The sequence below is a fragment of the Streptomyces sp. NPDC020379 genome, assembly GCF_044387105.1.
Taxonomy (GTDB): Bacteria; Actinomycetota; Actinomycetes; order Streptomycetales; family Streptomycetaceae; genus Streptomyces.
The window spans coordinates 16,916-33,567 of record NZ_JBIRVR010000023.1; the positions used below are offsets into that span (position 1 = coordinate 16,916).

General features: G+C 71.2%; 19 protein-coding genes. 7 read left to right on the top strand and 12 right to left on the bottom strand.

Features of this window, described 5'->3' with window-relative positions; all coding sequences use genetic code 11:
- Positions 1-4: 4 nt before the first annotated feature.
- Positions 5-628 carry a response regulator gene (locus tag ACH427_RS25800; protein WP_398873193.1) on the bottom strand — a complete coding sequence of 208 codons (624 nt, stop codon included), beginning with the start codon at positions 626-628 and terminating at the stop codon, positions 5-7.
- A gap of 41 nt (positions 629-669) precedes the next feature.
- Positions 670-2,331, bottom strand: coding sequence for a sensor histidine kinase (locus ACH427_RS25805; protein WP_398872995.1), 1,662 nt, complete (start codon positions 2,329-2,331; stop codon positions 670-672).
- A gap of 105 nt (positions 2,332-2,436) precedes the next feature.
- Between ACH427_RS25805 and ACH427_RS25810 the strand changes: the two genes are divergently transcribed.
- The 5 genes from ACH427_RS25810 (at position 2,437) to cseC (ending at position 6,854) form a co-directional block, all read left to right on the top strand.
- Positions 2,437-3,348, top strand: a complete 912-nt coding sequence (locus ACH427_RS25810; RefSeq protein ID WP_398872997.1) for an A/G-specific adenine glycosylase — start codon at positions 2,437-2,439, stop codon at positions 3,346-3,348.
- Positions 3,349-3,617: 269 nt separating this feature from the next.
- Entirely contained in the window at positions 3,618-4,166 is a 549-nt protein-coding gene (locus ACH427_RS25815) for a SigE family RNA polymerase sigma factor (RefSeq protein WP_121801639.1), read from the top strand.
- Positions 4,154-4,813, top strand: coding sequence for a hypothetical protein (locus ACH427_RS25820; protein WP_398872999.1), 660 nt, complete (start codon positions 4,154-4,156; stop codon positions 4,811-4,813). The genes ACH427_RS25815 and ACH427_RS25820 overlap by 13 nt, the downstream gene beginning before the upstream one ends.
- Before the next feature lie 7 nt (positions 4,814-4,820).
- Positions 4,821-5,522, top strand: coding sequence for a two-component system response regulator CseB (gene cseB / locus ACH427_RS25825; RefSeq protein WP_398873001.1), 702 nt, complete (start codon positions 4,821-4,823; stop codon positions 5,520-5,522).
- Positions 5,523-5,552: 30 nt separating this feature from the next.
- Positions 5,553-6,854, top strand: coding sequence for a two-component system sensor histidine kinase CseC (gene cseC / locus ACH427_RS25830; RefSeq protein ID WP_398873003.1), 1,302 nt, complete (start codon positions 5,553-5,555; stop codon positions 6,852-6,854).
- Positions 6,855-7,024: 170 nt separating this feature from the next.
- Here the strand turns inward: cseC and ACH427_RS25835 are convergent, their stop codons facing one another.
- The 3 genes from ACH427_RS25835 to ACH427_RS25845 all read right to left on the bottom strand — a co-directional run bounded on the left by ACH427_RS25835 (position 7,025) and on the right by ACH427_RS25845 (position 8,795).
- Positions 7,025-7,468, bottom strand: coding sequence for a VOC family protein (locus ACH427_RS25835; RefSeq protein ID WP_398873005.1), 444 nt, complete (start codon positions 7,466-7,468; stop codon positions 7,025-7,027).
- Between the two features lie 53 nt (positions 7,469-7,521).
- On the bottom strand, positions 7,522-7,998 hold the full coding sequence (locus ACH427_RS25840) for a helix-turn-helix transcriptional regulator (protein ID WP_398873007.1): 477 nt from the start codon (positions 7,996-7,998) through the stop codon (positions 7,522-7,524).
- Between the two features lie 62 nt (positions 7,999-8,060).
- Positions 8,061-8,795 (bottom strand): M23 family metallopeptidase, encoded by a 735-nt coding sequence (locus ACH427_RS25845; protein WP_398873009.1) that lies wholly within the window; start codon positions 8,793-8,795, stop codon positions 8,061-8,063.
- A gap of 341 nt (positions 8,796-9,136) precedes the next feature.
- On the opposite strand from ACH427_RS25845, the gene ACH427_RS25850 reads away from it, so the two are divergent.
- Complete coding sequence (locus tag ACH427_RS25850; RefSeq protein ID WP_398873011.1) at positions 9,137-9,490, top strand: trypco2 family protein; 354 nt, start codon at positions 9,137-9,139, stop codon at positions 9,488-9,490.
- A 100-nt stretch (positions 9,491-9,590) separates the two neighbouring features.
- Here ACH427_RS25850 and ACH427_RS25855 read toward each other — a convergent pair whose 3' ends face one another.
- Entirely contained in the window at positions 9,591-12,116 is a 2,526-nt protein-coding gene (locus tag ACH427_RS25855; RefSeq protein WP_398873013.1) for an ATP-dependent Clp protease ATP-binding subunit, read from the bottom strand.
- A gap of 501 nt (positions 12,117-12,617) precedes the next feature.
- Between ACH427_RS25855 and ACH427_RS25860 the strand changes: the two genes are divergently transcribed.
- The gene (locus tag ACH427_RS25860; protein WP_398873015.1) at positions 12,618-13,265 is read left to right on the top strand and encodes an SCO3374 family protein; all 648 of its coding nucleotides are present in this window, start codon (positions 12,618-12,620) and stop codon (positions 13,263-13,265) included.
- Here the strand turns inward: ACH427_RS25860 and ACH427_RS25865 are convergent.
- The 6 genes from ACH427_RS25865 to ACH427_RS25890 form a co-directional block, all read right to left on the bottom strand.
- Positions 13,196-13,537 carry an Lsr2 family protein gene (locus ACH427_RS25865; RefSeq protein WP_398873017.1) on the bottom strand — a complete coding sequence of 114 codons (342 nt, stop codon included), beginning with the start codon at positions 13,535-13,537 and terminating at the stop codon, positions 13,196-13,198. The genes ACH427_RS25860 and ACH427_RS25865 overlap by 70 nt on opposite strands.
- 160 nt (positions 13,538-13,697) lie before the next feature.
- The gene (locus tag ACH427_RS25870; RefSeq protein ID WP_361528670.1) at positions 13,698-14,216 is read right to left on the bottom strand and encodes an amino-acid N-acetyltransferase; all 519 of its coding nucleotides are present in this window, start codon (positions 14,214-14,216) and stop codon (positions 13,698-13,700) included.
- A gap of 9 nt (positions 14,217-14,225) precedes the next feature.
- A complete protein-coding gene (locus tag ACH427_RS25875) occupies positions 14,226-14,621 on the bottom strand; it encodes a BlaI/MecI/CopY family transcriptional regulator (RefSeq protein ID WP_398873020.1) in 396 nt (131 codons plus the stop codon).
- A gap of 166 nt (positions 14,622-14,787) precedes the next feature.
- Positions 14,788-14,952 carry a hypothetical protein gene (locus ACH427_RS25880; protein ID WP_366006389.1) on the bottom strand — a complete coding sequence of 55 codons (165 nt, stop codon included), beginning with the start codon at positions 14,950-14,952 and terminating at the stop codon, positions 14,788-14,790.
- Between the two features lie 67 nt (positions 14,953-15,019).
- Entirely contained in the window at positions 15,020-15,766 is a 747-nt protein-coding gene (locus ACH427_RS25885) for a hypothetical protein (RefSeq protein ID WP_398873022.1), read from the bottom strand.
- Positions 15,767-15,905: 139 nt separating this feature from the next.
- Positions 15,906-16,574: a hypothetical protein gene (locus ACH427_RS25890; protein ID WP_398873024.1), complete on the bottom strand. Its 669-nt coding sequence runs from the start codon at positions 16,572-16,574 to the stop codon at positions 15,906-15,908.
- Positions 16,575-16,652 lie beyond the last annotated feature (78 nt).

Consider the following 16,652-nt stretch of genomic DNA (forward strand, 5'->3'; position numbering starts at 1 on the left):
CCGGTCAGTCGCCGGTGACCAGTCCGGCCTCGTACGCGATGATCGCGGCCTGCACTCGGTTGCCGACCTCCAGCCGGTCCAGGACCGCGCTCACATAGCCCTTGACGGTGCCCTCCACGAGGTGCAGCCGGCGGGCGATGCCGGCGTTGGAGAGCCCCTCCCCCAGCAGGGCCAGCACCTCGCGCTCGCGGGTGGTGAGCCCGGCGGTACGGGCGCGGGCGGCGGCGCCGCGCGTCAGCCGCTCGCCCCCCAGCTCGGCGATGACGTGCCGGGCGACCTTGGGCGAGAGGTAGGCACCGCCATCGGCCACCGCGCGCACGCCGGCCATCAGCTCGTACGGGTCGCCGGACTTGAGGAGGAAGCCGGTGGCGCCACCGCCGAGGGCGCGGGAGATGTAGGCGTCCTCGGAGAAGGTGGTGAGCATGGCGACGGCCGTGCCGGGTGTGGTGCGGCGGATCTCCTCGCACGCGGCGAGGCCGTCCAGCCGCGGCATCCGGATGTCCAGCAGCGCGACGTCCGGGCGGTGCGCCTGTGCCGCTTCCACGGCCTCCCGGCCGTCCGCGGCCTCGGCGACCACCTCGATGCCGGGGTCGGCGCCGAGGATGGCCCGGACGCCCGCGCGGATCATCGCCTCGTCGTCCGCGAGCAGCACCCTGATGGCCTCTCCTGTCACCGCACCCACTCCTTTTCCTCCTGTTCGACGACTTCGGTCGTGCCGACGCGGGGGATGTGGCTCTTCGCGACCAGCAGGCCGTCGCGGAAGCAGAGCCGGAAGTGGTCGACGCTGACGAAGAGCTCGCCGCTGGCCCGGTAGTAGCGGCACTGCGCCCCGGCGGGCGGTGCCGCCACGGCCCGCCGGACCGGTGGTTCGGCCACGCGGCGGTCCGGCAGCAGGGGCTCGACCGCGGCGTACGGCGAGCCGACGCGCAGCTCCGCGTAGTCGGCGGGCTTCAGCACGGAGTGCGCCTTGATGTAGGCGTACCACCCGAAGGCGGCCGCGACGAAGACGGCGGCGCATCCGCCGACGACGGCGAACGGCACGACGACGCGCCGCCGGGACACGCGCCGGGCGCGGGCGAACGCGTCGAGGTCCCCGGCCGCCGAGGCGGCGGTGAGCGCCTGAGACCCGCCGGACTCACCGGTGCGCGGCGGTTCCTGTTCCGCGGCGGGCGCGGGAGGTGTGTGGGGCAGGTGGGCACGGACGCGGAAGCCGCCGTCGTACGGCCCGGCGGAGAGGTTCCCGCCGGCCAGGGCGGCGCGCTCGCGCAGGCCGAGCAGCCCGGTGCCGCCGCCACCGGGCTGGGCGAGGGACGTGGCGGGTGCGGGGCCGTTGACGACGGTCACGGCGGTGGCGTCCGCGGCGTGCTCGACGGTCACGGTGACCTCGGCGCCGGGCGCGTGCTTGGCCGCGTTCGTCAGGGCTTCCTGGACGACGCGGTGGGCGGCGCGCTCGACCATGGGCGGTGCTGCGGCGGCGGGCCCGTCGCAGCGCAGGCTCACGGTCATGCCCGAGGCGGCCGCCCGCCGCACCAGGGCCGGAATGGTCTCGTCCGCCGGGGTCAGCGGGGGCACGGGGGCCGCCTGGGTCGTCGTGGGGTCGCGGAGGATGCCGATGATGTCGCGGAGCCGGTCGGTGGCGGCCGCCGCCGCCCCGCGCAGGTCCGCGGCGGCCGCGCGCTGTTCCGCGTCGAGGCCGGGCGCCACCTGGAGGGCGCCCGCCCGCAGCGCGATCAGGCTCAGTTCGTGGCCCAGGGAGTCGTGCATGTCCTGGGCGATGCGGGCGCGCTCGCGCAGCCGGGCGCGGTCGGCGACGATCACCTGCTCGCGTTCCAGCTGCGCGGCACGGCTCCACCCGGCGGCCACCAGCTCGCGGTCCTGCCTGCGGTAGCGGCCGACCAGCCACGGGAAGACCGCCCCGAAGAGCAGCGTGCCGATCAGAACCAGCCATTCCACGACGGGGTCGAAGCCGCGCCCCACGACGAGCAGCGTGCCCGCCGCGGCGATCGCCGCGAAGGCGTACAGCGCGGGCCGGGCCCGTGCCGAGCGGCGGCCGAGCAGATAGGCGAGGACGGCGAGCGCGGGCCCGTACGAGAGCGTGAAGAGCGAGGGCGAGGTGGCCAGGCCCATGCCCGCGACGAGCAGCAGCCCGAGCACCGGCCGCGTACGCGAGGCCACGACGGCGACGGCGAGCAGGACGGCGGCGCACACCGACTGCCACCAGGGCCGCGGTGTGTTCAGCCCGAGACCGGTCGCGGCGAAGGCGGGAGCGGCCAGCGCCACCCAGAGCAGGGTGTCCGGAAGCACCGTGGTCAGGGCGGGTCTGCGGCTCACCGCTCGAACGTACCGGGACGACCGGGCCCTGCGCCCCTGCCGAAAGTCACATATATGGCTCCGCCCGGCGACGGAGCCCTCCCGGCACGTGTCAGGATCGTGGTGATGACTATCTCGCCACCCTCCGCAGGCGTGCCCGGGACGGATGCCGCTCTGCACGGCCCCGTGCTCGCCTGGTTCGACACGCACGCCCGTGACCTGCCCTGGCGCCGCCCCGAGGCGGGGCCGTGGGGGGTGATGGTCAGCGAGTTCATGCTCCAGCAGACGCCGGTCAGCCGGGTGCTGCCGGTGTACGAGCAGTGGCTCGCCCGCTGGCCGCGCCCCGCCGCCCTCGCGGCGGAGCCGCCCGGCGAGGCCGTACGGGCCTGGGGCCGGCTCGGCTATCCCCGGCGCGCGCTGCGGCTGCACGCGGCGGCGACGGCGATCACGGAGCTGCACGGCGGCGAGGTGCCGAGCGACCACGCCGAGTTGCTGGCGCTGCCCGGTGTCGGCGAGTACACCGCCGCGGCGGTCGCCTCGTTCGCGTTCGGGCAGCGGCACGCGGTCCTGGACACCAACGTCCGCCGGGTCTTCGCGCGCGCCGTGAGCGGTGCGCAGTACCCGCCGAACGCGACCACCGCCGCCGAGCGGAAGCTGGCGCGCGAGCTGCTGCCCGCCGAGGAGCCGGTGGCCGCCCGCTGGGCGGCGGCGACGATGGAGCTTGGGGCGCTCGTCTGCACGGCGCGCACCCCCGACTGCGCCCGTTGCCCGATCGCCGCGCGGTGCGCCTGGCGGGCGGCCGGTTCCCCGGCGCACGACGGCCCGCCGCGCCGCGGCCAGACCTACGCCGGTACGGACCGCCAGGTCCGGGGCAAGCTCCTGGCCGTGCTCCGCGAGGCCCTGGAGCCGGTGCCGCAGCGGGCGCTGGACGCGGTCTGGGACGAGCCGGTGCAGCGGGCACGCGCCCTCGACGGGCTGGTCGCGGACGGCCTGGTCGAACCCCTGCCCGACGGCCACTACCGGCTGCCGCTCACCTAGCCGTGCCGGGCGCGGTTCCCCCGCGCCCGCGGCGGCGACCGATCCGGCGGTCCGCGCCCAGGTCACGGCAACAAAGCAAAGGCCGACAGCCCCCTTTGCGCCCCATTTCTTCGGCTTTCCCTCGGCGCTGTTACACAACCTATGGACAGCTGTGCACCAGCCGCAGTGCTGCTGCACATCGCGCCGCAACAGCTCGTCCGTAGCGTCCTACTCGTGCTGGGGGACCGCCAGCGTGACGCGGGGAATGCAAGCGGAATGGAGGCTGCAAGATGGCCAGCAGCGGCAAGGTTCTGGACTTCGAAGAGTACGTGCGCAACCGTCAGGACGCCCTCCTGCGCAGCGCCCGCCGCCTCGTTCCGGACCCCATCGACGCGCAGGACCTCCTCCAGACCGCCCTGGTGCGCACCTACGGCCGCTGGGAAGGCATAGCGGACAAGTCGCTGGCCGACGCCTACCTCCGCCGTGTCATGATCAACACTCGTACGGAGTGGTGGCGCGCCCGCAAGCTCGACGAGGTGCCCACCGAGCAGCTCCCCGACGCCTGCGTCGAGGACGGCACGGAGCAGCACGCCGACCGTGCGCTGCTGATGGACATCCTCGGAGTCCTGGCACCCAAGCAGCGCAGCGTGGTCGTGCTGCGCCACTGGGAGCAGATGAGCACCGAGGAGACCGCGGAGGCGCTCGGCATGTCGACCGGCACGGTCAAGAGCACGCTGCACCGGGCGCTGGCCCGGCTGCGTCAGGAACTGGAGAGCCGCGACCTGGACTTCCACGCCCTTGAGCGCAACGAGCGGGGGCAGGAACGGTGCGCAGCCTGAAAAAGGCGGCTCCCACCAAGCCGGCACTGATCACCGGCGGCACGGTCGCAGCACTGGCCGCGGCCGCCGGTCTTCTGCTTGCCGGATGCGAGGCGGGCAGTGAGGGCGTGCGGAAGGAGGGCACCGCGCAGACCCAGTCCGCGGCGAAGCCCACCCGCGTGCCCGCGGCTTCGGCGGCCCCCACCCAGGGGAAGATCGACGCCGTCAAGCTGATCAAGTCCGACCCCAAGGTCAGCGATCAGGTCAAGAAGAACCTCAAGCCGTGCGAGAAGAACCAGTACCCCGTCGACGTGATCTACGGGCAGGTGACCGAGGGCTCCCGCAACGACGTGGTCGTCAACATCCTGACCTGCGGGGATTCCCTGGGGGTCGCCTCATATGTGTACCGTGCCAAGGGCGACTCGTACGAGAATGTGTTCGCGGCCGAGCAGCCGCCCGTCTACGCCGAGATAGACCGCCGCGACCTGCGGATCACCAAGCAGGTCTACGGCCCCGGTGACGCGGCGTGCTGTGCGTCGGGCGAGGACGTCATGACGTACCACTGGTCGGGGGACGAGTTCCGCGAGGCCAGTCGCACGCACACCGACTTCAGCAAGGTCGGCAACAACGACAAGGGTGAACTCCCGAGCGTGGGAACGGAGGGCTGAGAGCAGCGTGGCCGATACGCATGTGCTCTTCGTCGAGGACGACGACGTCATCCGCGAGGCGACCCAGCTGGCGCTGGAGCGCGACGGCTTCGAGGTGACGGCGGTGCCCGACGGGCTGCTGGGACTGGAGCGCTTCCGCGCCCGCAGGCCCGACATCGCCCTGCTCGATGTCATGGTGCCGGGTCTGGACGGGGTGAGCCTCTGCCGCCGGATCCGTGACGAGTCGACCGTCCCCGTGATCATGCTGTCGGCGCGCGCGGACTCCATCGACGTCGTGCTCGGCCTGGAGGCCGGGGCCGACGACTATGTGACCAAGCCCTTCGACGGTGCCGTGCTCGTCGCCCGGATACGGGCCGTGCTGCGGCGCTTCGGGCACGCCGGCGGGGCGGGCTCCGCCGCCGACGAGCCGGAGCCGATCGAGGGCGGTGTGCTGCGCTTCGGTGACCTGGAGGTCGACACGGAGGGCATGGAGGTGCACAAGGCCGGCGAGCCGGTGGCCCTGACCCCGACGGAGATGCGGCTGCTGCTGGAATTCTCCGCGGCGCCGGGCACGGTGCTCTCCCGCGACCGGCTGCTGGAGCGGGTCTGGGACTACGGCTGGGGCGGCGACACCCGCGTCGTCGACGTCCATGTGCAGCGGCTCCGGGGCAAGATCGGCCAGGACCGCATCGAGACGGTCCGTGGCTTCGGCTACAAGCTCAGAGGCTGACCACCCGATGGTGAACCACCGGGGCCTCCCGTGGTGAAGCTCAACCTCCGCTCCGGCCTGCGCTGGAAGGTCAGCCTCGCGATCGCCGGCGTCAGCGCGCTGGTGGCCGTCGCGCTGAGCCTGGTCGTGCACAACGCCGCGCGGCTGTCCATGCTCGACAACGCCCGTGACGTGATGGACTCCCGGGTGCAGATCGCTCAGGGCTACTACGAGAGCACCCACCGGCTGATGCTGCACGCGAAGCTGGACGACCCGGCGCTGCCCAAGCAGCTCAAGGACGCCGCCGCCGTGGGCCTGCGCGCCACCTATCTCCAGGACTCCGACGGCAAGGGCACCCCCGAGGTCTGGGCCTCGACCCCGCTGCGGAACGGCAAGATCCTCTCGATTCACACCCGCTTCCAGGACCGCTTCTCCATCCTCGACGCCCTCGACCGGGCGCTGATCATCGGCTCGGTCGCGGTAGTGCTCGGCGGCTGTGCCCTGGGCATCCTCATCGGGGGCCAGCTCTCCCGGCGGCTGCGCAAGGCCGCCACCGCCGCCCGCAAGCTCGCCGACGGCGACGCCGAGGTGCGCGTACGCGAGGCCATCGGGGGGCGGGTGCGGGACGAGACCGACGATCTGGCACGGGCGGTCGACGGCATGGCTGAGGCGCTCCAGCAGCGGCTGGAGGCCGAGCGGCGGGTCACCGCCGACATCGCCCATGAGCTGCGCACCCCCGTCACCGGCCTGCTCACCGCCGCCGAGCTGCTGCCGCCCGGCCGCCCCACCGAGCTCGTCCGCGACCGGGCCCAGGCCATGCGCACGCTGGTCGAGGACGTCCTCGAGGTCGCCCGGCTGGACGGCTTCGCGGAGCGGGCCGAGATGCAGGACATCCGGCTCGGCGAGTTCGTCCTGCGCAGGGTCCGGATCGCGGAGCCGCAGGCCCAGGTCAAGGTCGTGCGCGACGCCTATGTCTCCACCGACCCGCGCCGCCTGGAGCGCATCCTCGGCAATCTGCTCGCCAACGCCGCCAAGCACGGCAAGGGGCCGTTCGAGGTGACCGTGGAGGGGCGCGTGCTGCGCGTGCGCGACCACGGGCCGGGCTTCCCGGAGGAGCTGCTGAAGGAGGGCCCGAGCCGCTTCCGCACGGGCAGCTCGGACCGGGCGGGCAAGGGCCACGGCCTGGGCCTGACCATCGCGGCGGGCCAGGCGCGGGTCCTCGGGGCGCGGCTCACCTTCCGCAACGCGGACCCCGAGTCGGGAGAGGGCCACGGAGCGATCGCCGTGCTCTGGCTGCCCGAATCCGCTCCGACGAACACGGGCAGCTTCCCGATCATCCAGGTCCCGGACTGAGGGGTCCCGGGCTGGCAGATCCGGGGCTGACAGATCCCGGGCTGAGGGGGCCCAGGTCGGCAGATCCGGGGCTGAGGCATGGGCCGCACATCCGGCCCGGCGCGGTAACGGGCGACAGGTGAGGGCCGTGAGGAACCGCCGGGCGCGGTCACGGCATCGGCTCCACGCGCTCATCCCCAGTCCTTGTCCAGGTCCAGCTGGTCGCGGCGCTGCGTGAGCGAGAACCAGTTGCCCGAGTCGTCCCGGAAGATCGCCTCCGTGCCGTACGGCCGCTCCTGCGGCTCCTGGAGGAACTCCACGCCCTTGGCCTTGAGCGTTTCGTAGTCGCGGTGTATGTCGTCGGTGCTCAGCACCCCCGCGCCGAGCGCCCCCTTCGCGACCAGCTTCTTCATGGCCTCGGCGGACTCGGGGTCGAGGCCGGGCGTGCCGGGCACCATCAGGGTGAGCTCGACGTCCGGCTGGGACTTCGCGCCGACCGTCAGCCAGCGCATGCCCTGCCCGGCGCCCATGGTCATGTCGGTGCGGACCTCGAGGCCGAGCTTCTCGGTGTAGAACTCCTTCGCCCGGTCCTGGTCGAGGACCCAGACGGTGGTGATGGCGATGCCCTTGATCATGGCGTGCTCCCGGGGTTTCGGCTGCTTCGTGACCACCGTAGGCCCGCCCGGGTTCAGCCGGCTTCTCCAGAATTGCGGTCCTCGCGGGCCGCTTCGAGCGTGGGGAATCCGCCGCTCCAGAGCAGGGCGTAACACCCCGGTATGTGCCCGGCGCCCTGGGCCGCGTGGCGGGCGCGGTAGGCGCTGGGCGTCAGTCCCGTCTGCCTCTTGAAGCTCGCGCAGAAGGTGCCGAGGCTGCTGAACCCGACCAGGGTGCAGATCTCGGTGACCGACAGATTCGCTGTGCGCAGCAGCTCCTGCGCACGCTCTATGCGCCGTCGGCTCAGATACCGGCCGGGCGTGCGTCCGTACACCGCCTTGAAGGCACGGACGAAATGGAACCTCGAATATCCGGCGTGGGCGGCCACCGCGTCCAGGTCGAGCGGCTCGGCCCAGTCGCGGTCCATGACGTCCTTGGCGAGGCGCAACCGGCGTGTCTGCGCCAGTCGGTGCGCCTGGTCAGGAGCCGCGTTCAGTTGCGTCGGCTGCATGGGAAAATGCTGGCACGGGGGTCTGACAACGACCCCCGCGCGCCCTCTGACCTGCGGTTTCGTCAGAGGTTCTCGCCGTGGGCGCTCAGGAAGGCGCGGGGCTCGACGGCGGTGCCGTAGTCCGGGGTCGTGCGGATCTCGAAGTGCAGGTGGGGACCGGAGGAGTTGCCGGTGGAGCCGGAGAGGCCGATCTCCTGGCCGGTCGTGACGGCCTGCCCGACGTGCACCTTGACCTGCGACAGGTGGGCGTACTGCGAGTAGGTGTTGTCGTCGTGCTTGATCACGATGGCGTTGCCGTACGCCGGGCCGTCGCCGCCGCCGTTGGGGCCCGCCTTCACGACCGTGCCGCCGTGCACGGCCTTCACGGACGTGCCGCTGTTCACGACGAGGTCCTGGCCGCTGTGCTTGTTGGCCCACATGTTGCCGGAGATCCCGAAGGGCTGGCCGATCTGGTAGCCGTCCACGGGCGCGACCCAGGCGTCGGCGCGCTTGCGCGACGCCTCGGCGGCCTTGCGGGCGTCCTCGGCGCGCTTCTCGGCGTCCTGCTTGGCCTTGGCCTGCGCGGCCTGCTCCTTGGCCACGGCCTTCAGCTGGGTCTCGGCCTGGGCGTGCAGGGCGCCGCCCAGCGCCACCACGGACGCGAACGCCGGGACCTGCTCCTGGGTGGTGGAGGTGTCCGCCGCGAGCGCCACACCGGTTCCGAGGGCGAGCGAGGCGCCGAGCCCGGCCGCCACCACGGCGGCGCGGGAGCGCAGGGCGGACGTGCTCGCGATACGGAAAGCGGTGTGCTTCGACATCAAGAAATACCTCCAGGCATGAATGAGTCCCGGCCGCTGACCGGGATCGCCATACCTTGGTAACCCGCAATTGCCGGGCAGCCAAGGGCGCCTTCTACTAGCGGATTTCGTATCCGGGGCGAAGGCATTTGGTCCCTACCCCTGGGCCTTCCCGGGGAAAATCACGCTTTTGTGGCGGCTGTCCGCCCGCTAACGCGGGTAGTAGCCGGAATTCGCCCTGTGCGGCTTGTCACCGGGCCGGGACCTACGACCTCCGCCGTTCCGGGACCGAAGTCCGCGCCCCGGCGGTACGCTCCCGTACGCCAGCAGACAACGGGCCGCACACGCCGGGGGGCGCCGCCATGCTCAGCGATTCGCACCACTCCGAGATCGACGACATCGAGCTGGCGGACGCCGTGCAGGCCGTCCGTGACGGCCTCACGACGGCCGCGGCGCGCGGCACGGGCCAGGACATCGTCTTCGACGTCGGCCCGATCGCCATGGAATTCAGTGTGGAGATCCGCAGGGATCTCAAGGGCTCGGGTGGGGTGAAGGCATGGGTCGTCAGCGCGGACGCGGAGGCGTCCCGCGGCTCGACGCGCACCCACCGGGTCTCGTTCACCCTCACACCGAAGGACGCCCGCACGGGCGGGAACCTGCGGGTGGGCAACGAGCGCCCCGGAGGCGTGTCCCGCTTCGGTCCCGCGGAGCCCTGACCGTCAATTCCCGGGCGCGGATTTCACCGGAGGAAACGGAAAAGGCCGGCCCGGAACCGTACGGTTCCGGGCCGGCCTTTTCGGCTGTTACCGGGGCGTCTTATGCGTCCTTGGAGAGGTTCGGGCCCGCGCCACCGGCGGCGGACTCGATCGGCGGGGTGTCGGGCAGGGCCGACTTCTCCTCGCCGCGGAAGGTGAACTTCTTCTCCTCACCCTCGCCCTCGATGCCGACGACCACGATGTGGCCGGGGCGGAGCTCGCCGAAGAGGATCTTCTCCGAGAGGATGTCCTCGATCTCGCGCTGGATCGTGCGGCGCAGCGGGCGGGCGCCCAGGATCGGGTCGTAGCCCTTCTTCGCCAGCAGCGACTTGGCCTCCGAGCTGAGCTCGATGCCCATGTCGCGGTCCTTCAGCCGCTCGTCCACCTTGGCGATCATGAGGTCGACGATCTGGATGATGTCTTCCTCGGTGAGCTGGTGGAAGACGACCGTGTCGTCGACGCGGTTGAGGAACTCGGGCCGGAAGTGCTGCTTGAGCTCTTCGTTGACCTTCGCCTTCATCCGCTCGTACCCGGTCTTGACGTCGCCCTGGGCGGCGAAGCCCAGGTTGAAGCCCTTGGAGATGTCCCGGGTACCCAGGTTGGTCGTCATGATGATGACGGTGTTCTTGAAGTCGACCACGCGGCCCTGGGAATCGGTCAGGCGACCGTCCTCCAGGATCTGGAGCAGCGAGTTGAAGATATCCGGGTGGGCCTTCTCGACCTCGTCGAAGAGGACCACGGAGAACGGCTTGCGGCGCACCTTCTCGGTGAGCTGACCGCCCTCTTCGTAACCCACGTATCCGGGCGGGGAGCCGAAGAGCCGGGAAACGGTGTGCTTCTCGCTGAACTCCGACATGTCGAGGGAGATCAGCGCGTCCTCGTCGCCGAAGAGGAATTCGGCGAGCGTCTTGGACAGCTCCGTCTTACCGACACCGGACGGGCCCGCGAAGATGAACGAGCCGCCGGGGCGCTTCGGGTCCTTGAGGCCCGCACGCGTGCGCCGGATGGCCTGGGAGAGCGCCTTGATGGCGTCCTTCTGGCCGATGACGCGCTTGTGCAGCTCGTCCTCCATGCGCAGCAGGCGGGAGGACTCCTCCTCGGTCAGCTTGAAGACCGGGATGCCGGTGGCCGTGGCCAGGACCTCGGCGATCAGGTCGCCGTCGACCTCGGCGACGACGTCCATGTCGCCGGCCTTCCACTCCTTCTCCCGCTTGGTCTTCGCGGCGAGAAGCTGCTTCTCCTTGTCGCGCAGGGAGGCGGCCTTCTCGAAGTCCTGCGAGTCGATCGCGGACTCCTTGTCCCGGCGCACGTCGGCGATCTTCTCGTCGAACTCGCGGAGGTCCGGCGGCGCGGTCATCCGGCGGATGCGCATCCGGGATCCGGCCTCGTCGATCAGGTCGATCGCCTTGTCCGGCAGGAAGCGGTCGGAGATGTAGCGGTCGGCCAGGGTGGCGGCCTGGACCAGCGCCTCGTCCGTGATGGAGACCCGGTGGTGGGCCTCGTAGCGGTCGCGCAGGCCCTTGAGGATCTCGATGGTGTGCGGCAGCGACGGCTCCGCGACCTGGATGGGCTGGAAGCGGCGCTCGAGGGCCGCGTCCTTCTCCAGGTGCTTGCGGTACTCGTCGAGCGTGGTGGCACCGATGGTCTGGAGCTCACCGCGGGCCAGCATCGGCTTGAGGATGCTGGCGGCGTCGATCGCGCCCTCGGCGGCGCCCGCACCCACGAGGGTGTGGAGCTCGTCGATGAACAGGATGATGTCGCCGCGGGTGCGGATCTCCTTGAGGACCTTCTTCAGGCGCTCCTCGAAATCACCGCGGTAGCGGGAGCCGGCGACCAGGGCGCCGAGGTCGAGGGTGTAGAGGTGCTTGTCCTTGAGGGTCTCGGGCACCTCGCCCTTGACGATGGCCTGGGCCAGGCCCTCGACGACCGCCGTCTTGCCGACGCCGGGCTCGCCGATGAGGACCGGGTTGTTCTTCGTGCGGCGGGAGAGCACCTGCATGACCCGCTCGATCTCCTTCTCGCGCCCGATGACCGGGTCGAGCTTGGACTCGCGCGCCGCCTGCGTCAGGTTGCGGCCGAACTGGTCCAGGACGAGCGAGGTCGAGGGGGTGCCCTCGGCCGGGCCGCCGGCGGTGGCGGCCTCCTTGCCCTGGTAGCCGGAGAGCAGCTGGATGACCTGCTGCCGGACCCGGTTCAGGTCGGCGCCCAGCTTGACCAGGACCTGGGCGGCGACTCCCTCGCCCTCCCGGATCAGGCCGAGCAGGATGTGCTCCGTACCGATGTAGTTGTGGCCGAGCTGGAGGGCCTCGCGGAGCGACAGCTCCAGGACCTTCTTGGCACGGGGAGTGAAGGGGATGTGCCCGGACGGGGCCTGCTGGCCCTGCCCGATGATCTCCTCCACCTGCTGGCGGACCGCCTCGAGCGAAATCCCGAGGCTCTCCAGGGCCTTAGCGGCGACACCCTCACCCTCGTGGATCAGGCCCAGGAGGATGTGCTCGGTGCCGATGTAGTTGTGGTTGAGCATCCGGGCTTCTTCCTGAGCCAGGACGACAACCCGCCGCGCGCGGTCGGTGAACCTCTCGAACATCGTTAATCGCTCCTCAGAGCGGTCAGGCAGTTAGGGGTCGGTCCCCTCCCTGTCCTTCCGCATGCTAGTCCCGCGGGACGGGACAGCTCATTCCAACTGCCGACATCCGTCCGGATCACCCCCGCGTCGGCGGGGAAACCTGCTGCCGAACAGCCGACAACTCCTCCAACCCGATGGTGGGAGACGATGTTCCCGCAGGCCAGGCATATACGCTCACCACCACTACGCCCATGGCGAACGCACCCCCGGCCCGACACGCCCGCTCGGCTCGCCCTCACCGCCCCGGTGACGGGCCCCGACCGCTGCTGTACCGCCTCTTTCCCACTGGGAATGTCTTACCCGTACGCACCGCGGGTCCATGCGGCGCGGCCCTCGCTCCTCAGCTACGGGCGAACAACCTCGCGCCCTCCGGAGCCTCCGTGCGCCCCTTGCCCCTTATACGGAGCGTTCCCAACTACCAACCCTGCGTAACCTCTTGGGTGCTTCTCAGTTGCACCGCGTATGAGCGTCGCCCTCCCGCGTCACCGCGGCCCCGCGTCTCCATGGTGCCAGGCACGCCGCTGGTACGAGCACGAGCTGAACTGGCCCACCACCGGTGCGGAGCCCCTGGAGCTGCTGACCGGGGTGCGCTTCGACGTCCTCGACCTGCCGCAGGACGCCGGCCGCGCGGTGCTCGCCCGGGTGGGCCGGACCGGGCCCGTCGCGCTCGACGAGCGAGCGCGGAGGCTACGGTTCCTGATCGCCGCCGGCAGCGCGGAAGAGCTGCCGGGGCTGCTCGACTGGCTGGAGTGGGGCGGGGTGGCCCTGGATCTGACCGCGCTGGGGTCGGGCGGCCGGATGGTCGCGCCCGTGCCCGCCGGCGAGGGCCGCGGGCACGTCGGGGCGCTCGGCGCGGGGAAGGCCGTATGGGTACGGCCTCCCGAGCCGGGGAGCGAGGTGGAGCCGACACTGCCGGTGACCGGCCTCGGGGGCGATGGGGGCGCCCCCGATCTCGTACGGCTCGTGAGCGCGGCGGCGACGGAGTGCCACCGGGCCCGGTTGCTGCGCGCCGGGGAAGCGCGCACGCGTCCGACGGGAGATCAGCCGTTGGCCTTCTCGTACGCCTCACGGATGTCGGCGGGGACACGGCCGCGGTCGTTGACGCTGTAGCCGTTCTTCTTGGCCCAGGCGCGGATCTTCGCGGTGTCGGGGCTGCCACCACCGGTGACGGCGGCGCGCGCCTTGCCACGGGCACCCGCGGAACGGCCGCCGGTGCGACGGGCGGACTTCACGTAGTCCGCGAGCGCCCCGCGCAGCTTGTCCGCGTTGGCAGCGGTGAGGTCGATCTCGTAGGACTTGCCATCGAGCGCGAACGTCACGGTCTCGTCCGCCTCGCCACCGTCGAGGTCATCAACAAGAAGGACCTGAACCTTCTGTGCCACGGGGAATCCTTTCAGTGGAAAATGGGATTACGGAGGAATAGCAAACCGCCTTTCTCTGAAAAACACAAACCCCCCGGGAAGGTTCAGCCCGCCTTCCACGTGGGAACGATGCCTTCCGGAGGTCTGGGATAGGGGCGCGATCCGGACATAGGGACCGCGATCACAGATGCAGAAGCATCCGGCTGTTGCCAAGGGTGTTCGGCTTCACCCGTTCGAGACCCAGGAACTCGGCAACGCCCTCGTCATAGGACCGCAGCAGCTCGCTGTAGACATCCCCGTCGACCGGTGTCTCACCGATCTCCACGAAGCCGTGCTTCGCGAAGAAGTCCACTTCGAAGGTGAGACAGAAAATGCGCCGGACGCCGAGCCAACGGGCCGTCTGGAGGAGCTTGCCCAGCACCGCGTGGCCCACTCCACCGCCCTTGACGGCCGGGTCCACGGCGAGAGTGCGCACCTCCGCGAGGTCTTCCCACATCACGTGGAGCGCACCGCAGCCGACGACCTCGCCGTCCTCGTCCCGCTCCGCCACCCAGAACTCCTGGATGTCCTCGTAAAGCGTGACCGTGGCTTTGTCGAGCAGGATCCGCTCACGAACGTACGTGTTGATGAGGCGGCGCACCGCCGGAACATCGCTGGTCCGGGCGCGGCGGACGGTGACGACTTTTGATTGTGCGGGCATGACCGGACGCTATCGCTCGGGAGCCCCCGTGCCGTCGGCGGGCCCGTCGAGTTGCACGATGCGGATGGCGTCGCGGAGTGCTTCGCGTTGTTCGGCCGACATCATCCCGAAGAAGGCGACGAGTGCGGCCGCCGGGTTGTCACTGACGGACCACGCTTCGTTCATCAGTGCGGCCGAGTAGGCGGCCCGGTTGGAGACCGCCTCATATCGATAGGCGCGGCCTTCCGCTTCCCGCCGGACCCAGCCCTTCTGATACAGGTTGTCCATTACGGTCATGACCGTTGTGTAGGCGATCGACCGTTCCTGCTGAAGGTCTTCCAGCACTTCTCGAACGGTGACCGGTCGGTTCCAGTCCCACACGCGCGTCATCACGGCGTCTTCCAGATCACCCAGGCGTCGAACCACACGCGAATAATAGTGGGAGATGTCTAGAATGCCGGTTTATCAGGGCAAGAAAAAGGGCGTACGACCGAGAAATGCAGTCTCGGACCGTACGCCCTCGTGGGCGAGATGCGCCCAAACGGCAGACCGGCTCCTCAGGGGAAGTCGGGAGCGCCGTCGGGGTGCCGCTCTAGGACGCCTGCTCGGCACTCCCGGTGCGGGCCATGGCGGCGTCGACGATGGCGTCTTCCTTCGCCTTGTTCTCGCCACCCTGACTCTTGACGATCGTCACGATCAGCGCGATGAATGCGACCGCCATCACCACGGGCGGGACCAGCGCGGCGACATAGTCCATGGCCGTCGGCTCCTTCTGGTTCTGGATTCTGCGATTGGCTGAACGACCCGTCCAGATTACGCGCGCGTCAGGCGGGCCGGGCCCGGGGGTCGGAAACCTCCGCCCCCGACGGCGGGGCGGGCTTGCGGCGCGGGGGAAAGACCTCGCCGGGGGTGGGAATGGGGCGGTCGGGCTTCGGGGTCTTCGGCGCGGGCGCCGCGGGGACGGGCTTCTGCTCCGGCTTCGGCGCGGGCTTCGGGTCGGGCCGGGCCTCCGGTGCGGCGGGCCCCGCCGCGATCGCCGTCGCGCCCGCCGCCCGGCCGCCCGCGAGGGCGAGCAGGCGCGCGCGGTGCGGCTCCGGCCGCGACATGGGCACCGCGCCGGTGACCGCGCGGCCGGCCAGCCTCGCCCGCACGCCGAGCTCGGCGAGGTGCTCGCAGCGGTGCAGCAGCGCGCGGCGGCGGTCGGCCTCGGCGCCCCCGGACGGCCCCGCGCAGAGCTTGCGCAGCGCCGAGAGGTCCTCGGCGTCGGGCTGATAGCCCGCCGAGAGGGCGTTCTGGAGCCGTTCGGTGTATCCGGCGGCGGTCCCGGGCAGTGCGGCGCGGTAGCGGATGAGGTCGGCGAGGAGGAAGGCGCGCAGCCGGCCGCCTTCGTGGGCCGCCTCGTCCACGGCCTCCGCGAGCCGGAGGCACTCCCGCACCTCGTCGTCACGCTCGGGGCCGGGGTTCCTGTGCACGGACTGGGGGTCGAGGGCGATGGCGAGGGCTCGGCGCAGCACGCGCAGTTCGTCCGCGCTGAACGCCATGCCGCCGCGTGTTCCATAGGGCGTGGGCATGGGCTGACTTTAAGTGCTAAGCGGACAAAATTGTATGATCTGTGCGCTTTGGGCGTGGCATGGGCGTTTTATGCCGTTATGCATGAGTCGATGCCGGGCTCCGGGCGTCCGACGGGCCGGAAGCATTCTTGAGGGTGTTTCAGCGCCGGCGCCGACGGGAGACGCCCACCGCTATCGCTCCCGCCGACAGGGCCGTGCCCGACGTGGTGGCGATGAGGAGGGTGCCGTTGGTGCCCGGGTCCTCCAGGCGGGCCGGGGCGGGGGCCGGGTCCAGGATCTCGACGAGGATCGGGGCCGAGTCGTTGGCCGGGTCCGGGTCGGGCACCGGCTCCCCGTCACGGTCGAGGACCTGGACGCGGCCCTCCGCGCCCGCGACCTTCCTGTCGATGCGCACCTGGAAGCTCAGCGTCCGCAGATCGCCGGCGGGGAAGTCCTCGCCGATCGCGCAGACGTACGCGGCCGGGCCGGCGGGCGCCGCCTTCGCCACGCACGGCTGCCTGCCACCGCCCTGCGGCGGGCGTGCCGCGGTGATCGTGGTCCCGGCGGGCGGGATCACCTCGTACGTGCCCGTGCCGTGGCCGCCCTGGACCGGGGCGGGGCCGGGCCCGCCGTTCCTGACGCCCAGTTCGACCTGGACGGTCTGGCCGACGCGGCCCACGACGGGATGGGCGACGGCTTGGTAGTCGGCGCGCGGCCGTTCTTCGGCGCATGCCGGAACGACTGCCGGGCCCAGGCCGGCCGCCGCCACCGCGACGGCGGCCGCGAGCCGTCCCACTGTCCGCTTCCTGCGCATACGCTCCACGCCCATCTTGTGCACGATGATGTCCCGCAGCTGACAGGACAGTTGGAGCGGTCCCCCGGTTGCGCCCGCGGAAGCATTCCCTAC

Coding starts and splice junctions, on each gene's coding strand:
- ACH427_RS25835 (WP_398873005.1), bottom strand. CDS start 7,468: ATGATCAAGGGCATCGCCATCACCACCGTCTGGGTCCTCGACCAGGAC.
- ACH427_RS25885 (WP_398873022.1), bottom strand. CDS start 15,766: ATGCCCACGCCCTATGGAACACGCGGCGGCATGGCGTTCAGCGCGGAC.
- ACH427_RS25800 (WP_398873193.1), bottom strand. CDS start 628: ATGATCCGCGCGGGCGTCCGGGCCATCCTCGGCGCCGACCCCGGCATC.
- ACH427_RS25845 (WP_398873009.1), bottom strand. CDS start 8,795: ATGTCGAAGCACACCGCTTTCCGTATCGCGAGCACGTCCGCCCTGCGC.
- ACH427_RS25850 (WP_398873011.1), top strand. CDS start 9,137: ATGCTCAGCGATTCGCACCACTCCGAGATCGACGACATCGAGCTGGCG.
- ACH427_RS25870 (WP_361528670.1), bottom strand. CDS start 14,216: ATGCCCGCACAATCAAAAGTCGTCACCGTCCGCCGCGCCCGGACCAGC.
- ACH427_RS25810 (WP_398872997.1), top strand. CDS start 2,437: ATGACTATCTCGCCACCCTCCGCAGGCGTGCCCGGGACGGATGCCGCT.
- ACH427_RS25860 (WP_398873015.1), top strand. CDS start 12,618: ATGAGCGTCGCCCTCCCGCGTCACCGCGGCCCCGCGTCTCCATGGTGC.
- ACH427_RS25815 (WP_121801639.1), top strand. CDS start 3,618: ATGGCCAGCAGCGGCAAGGTTCTGGACTTCGAAGAGTACGTGCGCAAC.
- ACH427_RS25890 (WP_398873024.1), bottom strand. CDS start 16,574: ATGGGCGTGGAGCGTATGCGCAGGAAGCGGACAGTGGGACGGCTCGCG.
- ACH427_RS25880 (WP_366006389.1), bottom strand. CDS start 14,952: ATGGACTATGTCGCCGCGCTGGTCCCGCCCGTGGTGATGGCGGTCGCA.
- ACH427_RS25840 (WP_398873007.1), bottom strand. CDS start 7,998: ATGCAGCCGACGCAACTGAACGCGGCTCCTGACCAGGCGCACCGACTG.
- ACH427_RS25855 (WP_398873013.1), bottom strand. CDS start 12,116: ATGTTCGAGAGGTTCACCGACCGCGCGCGGCGGGTTGTCGTCCTGGCT.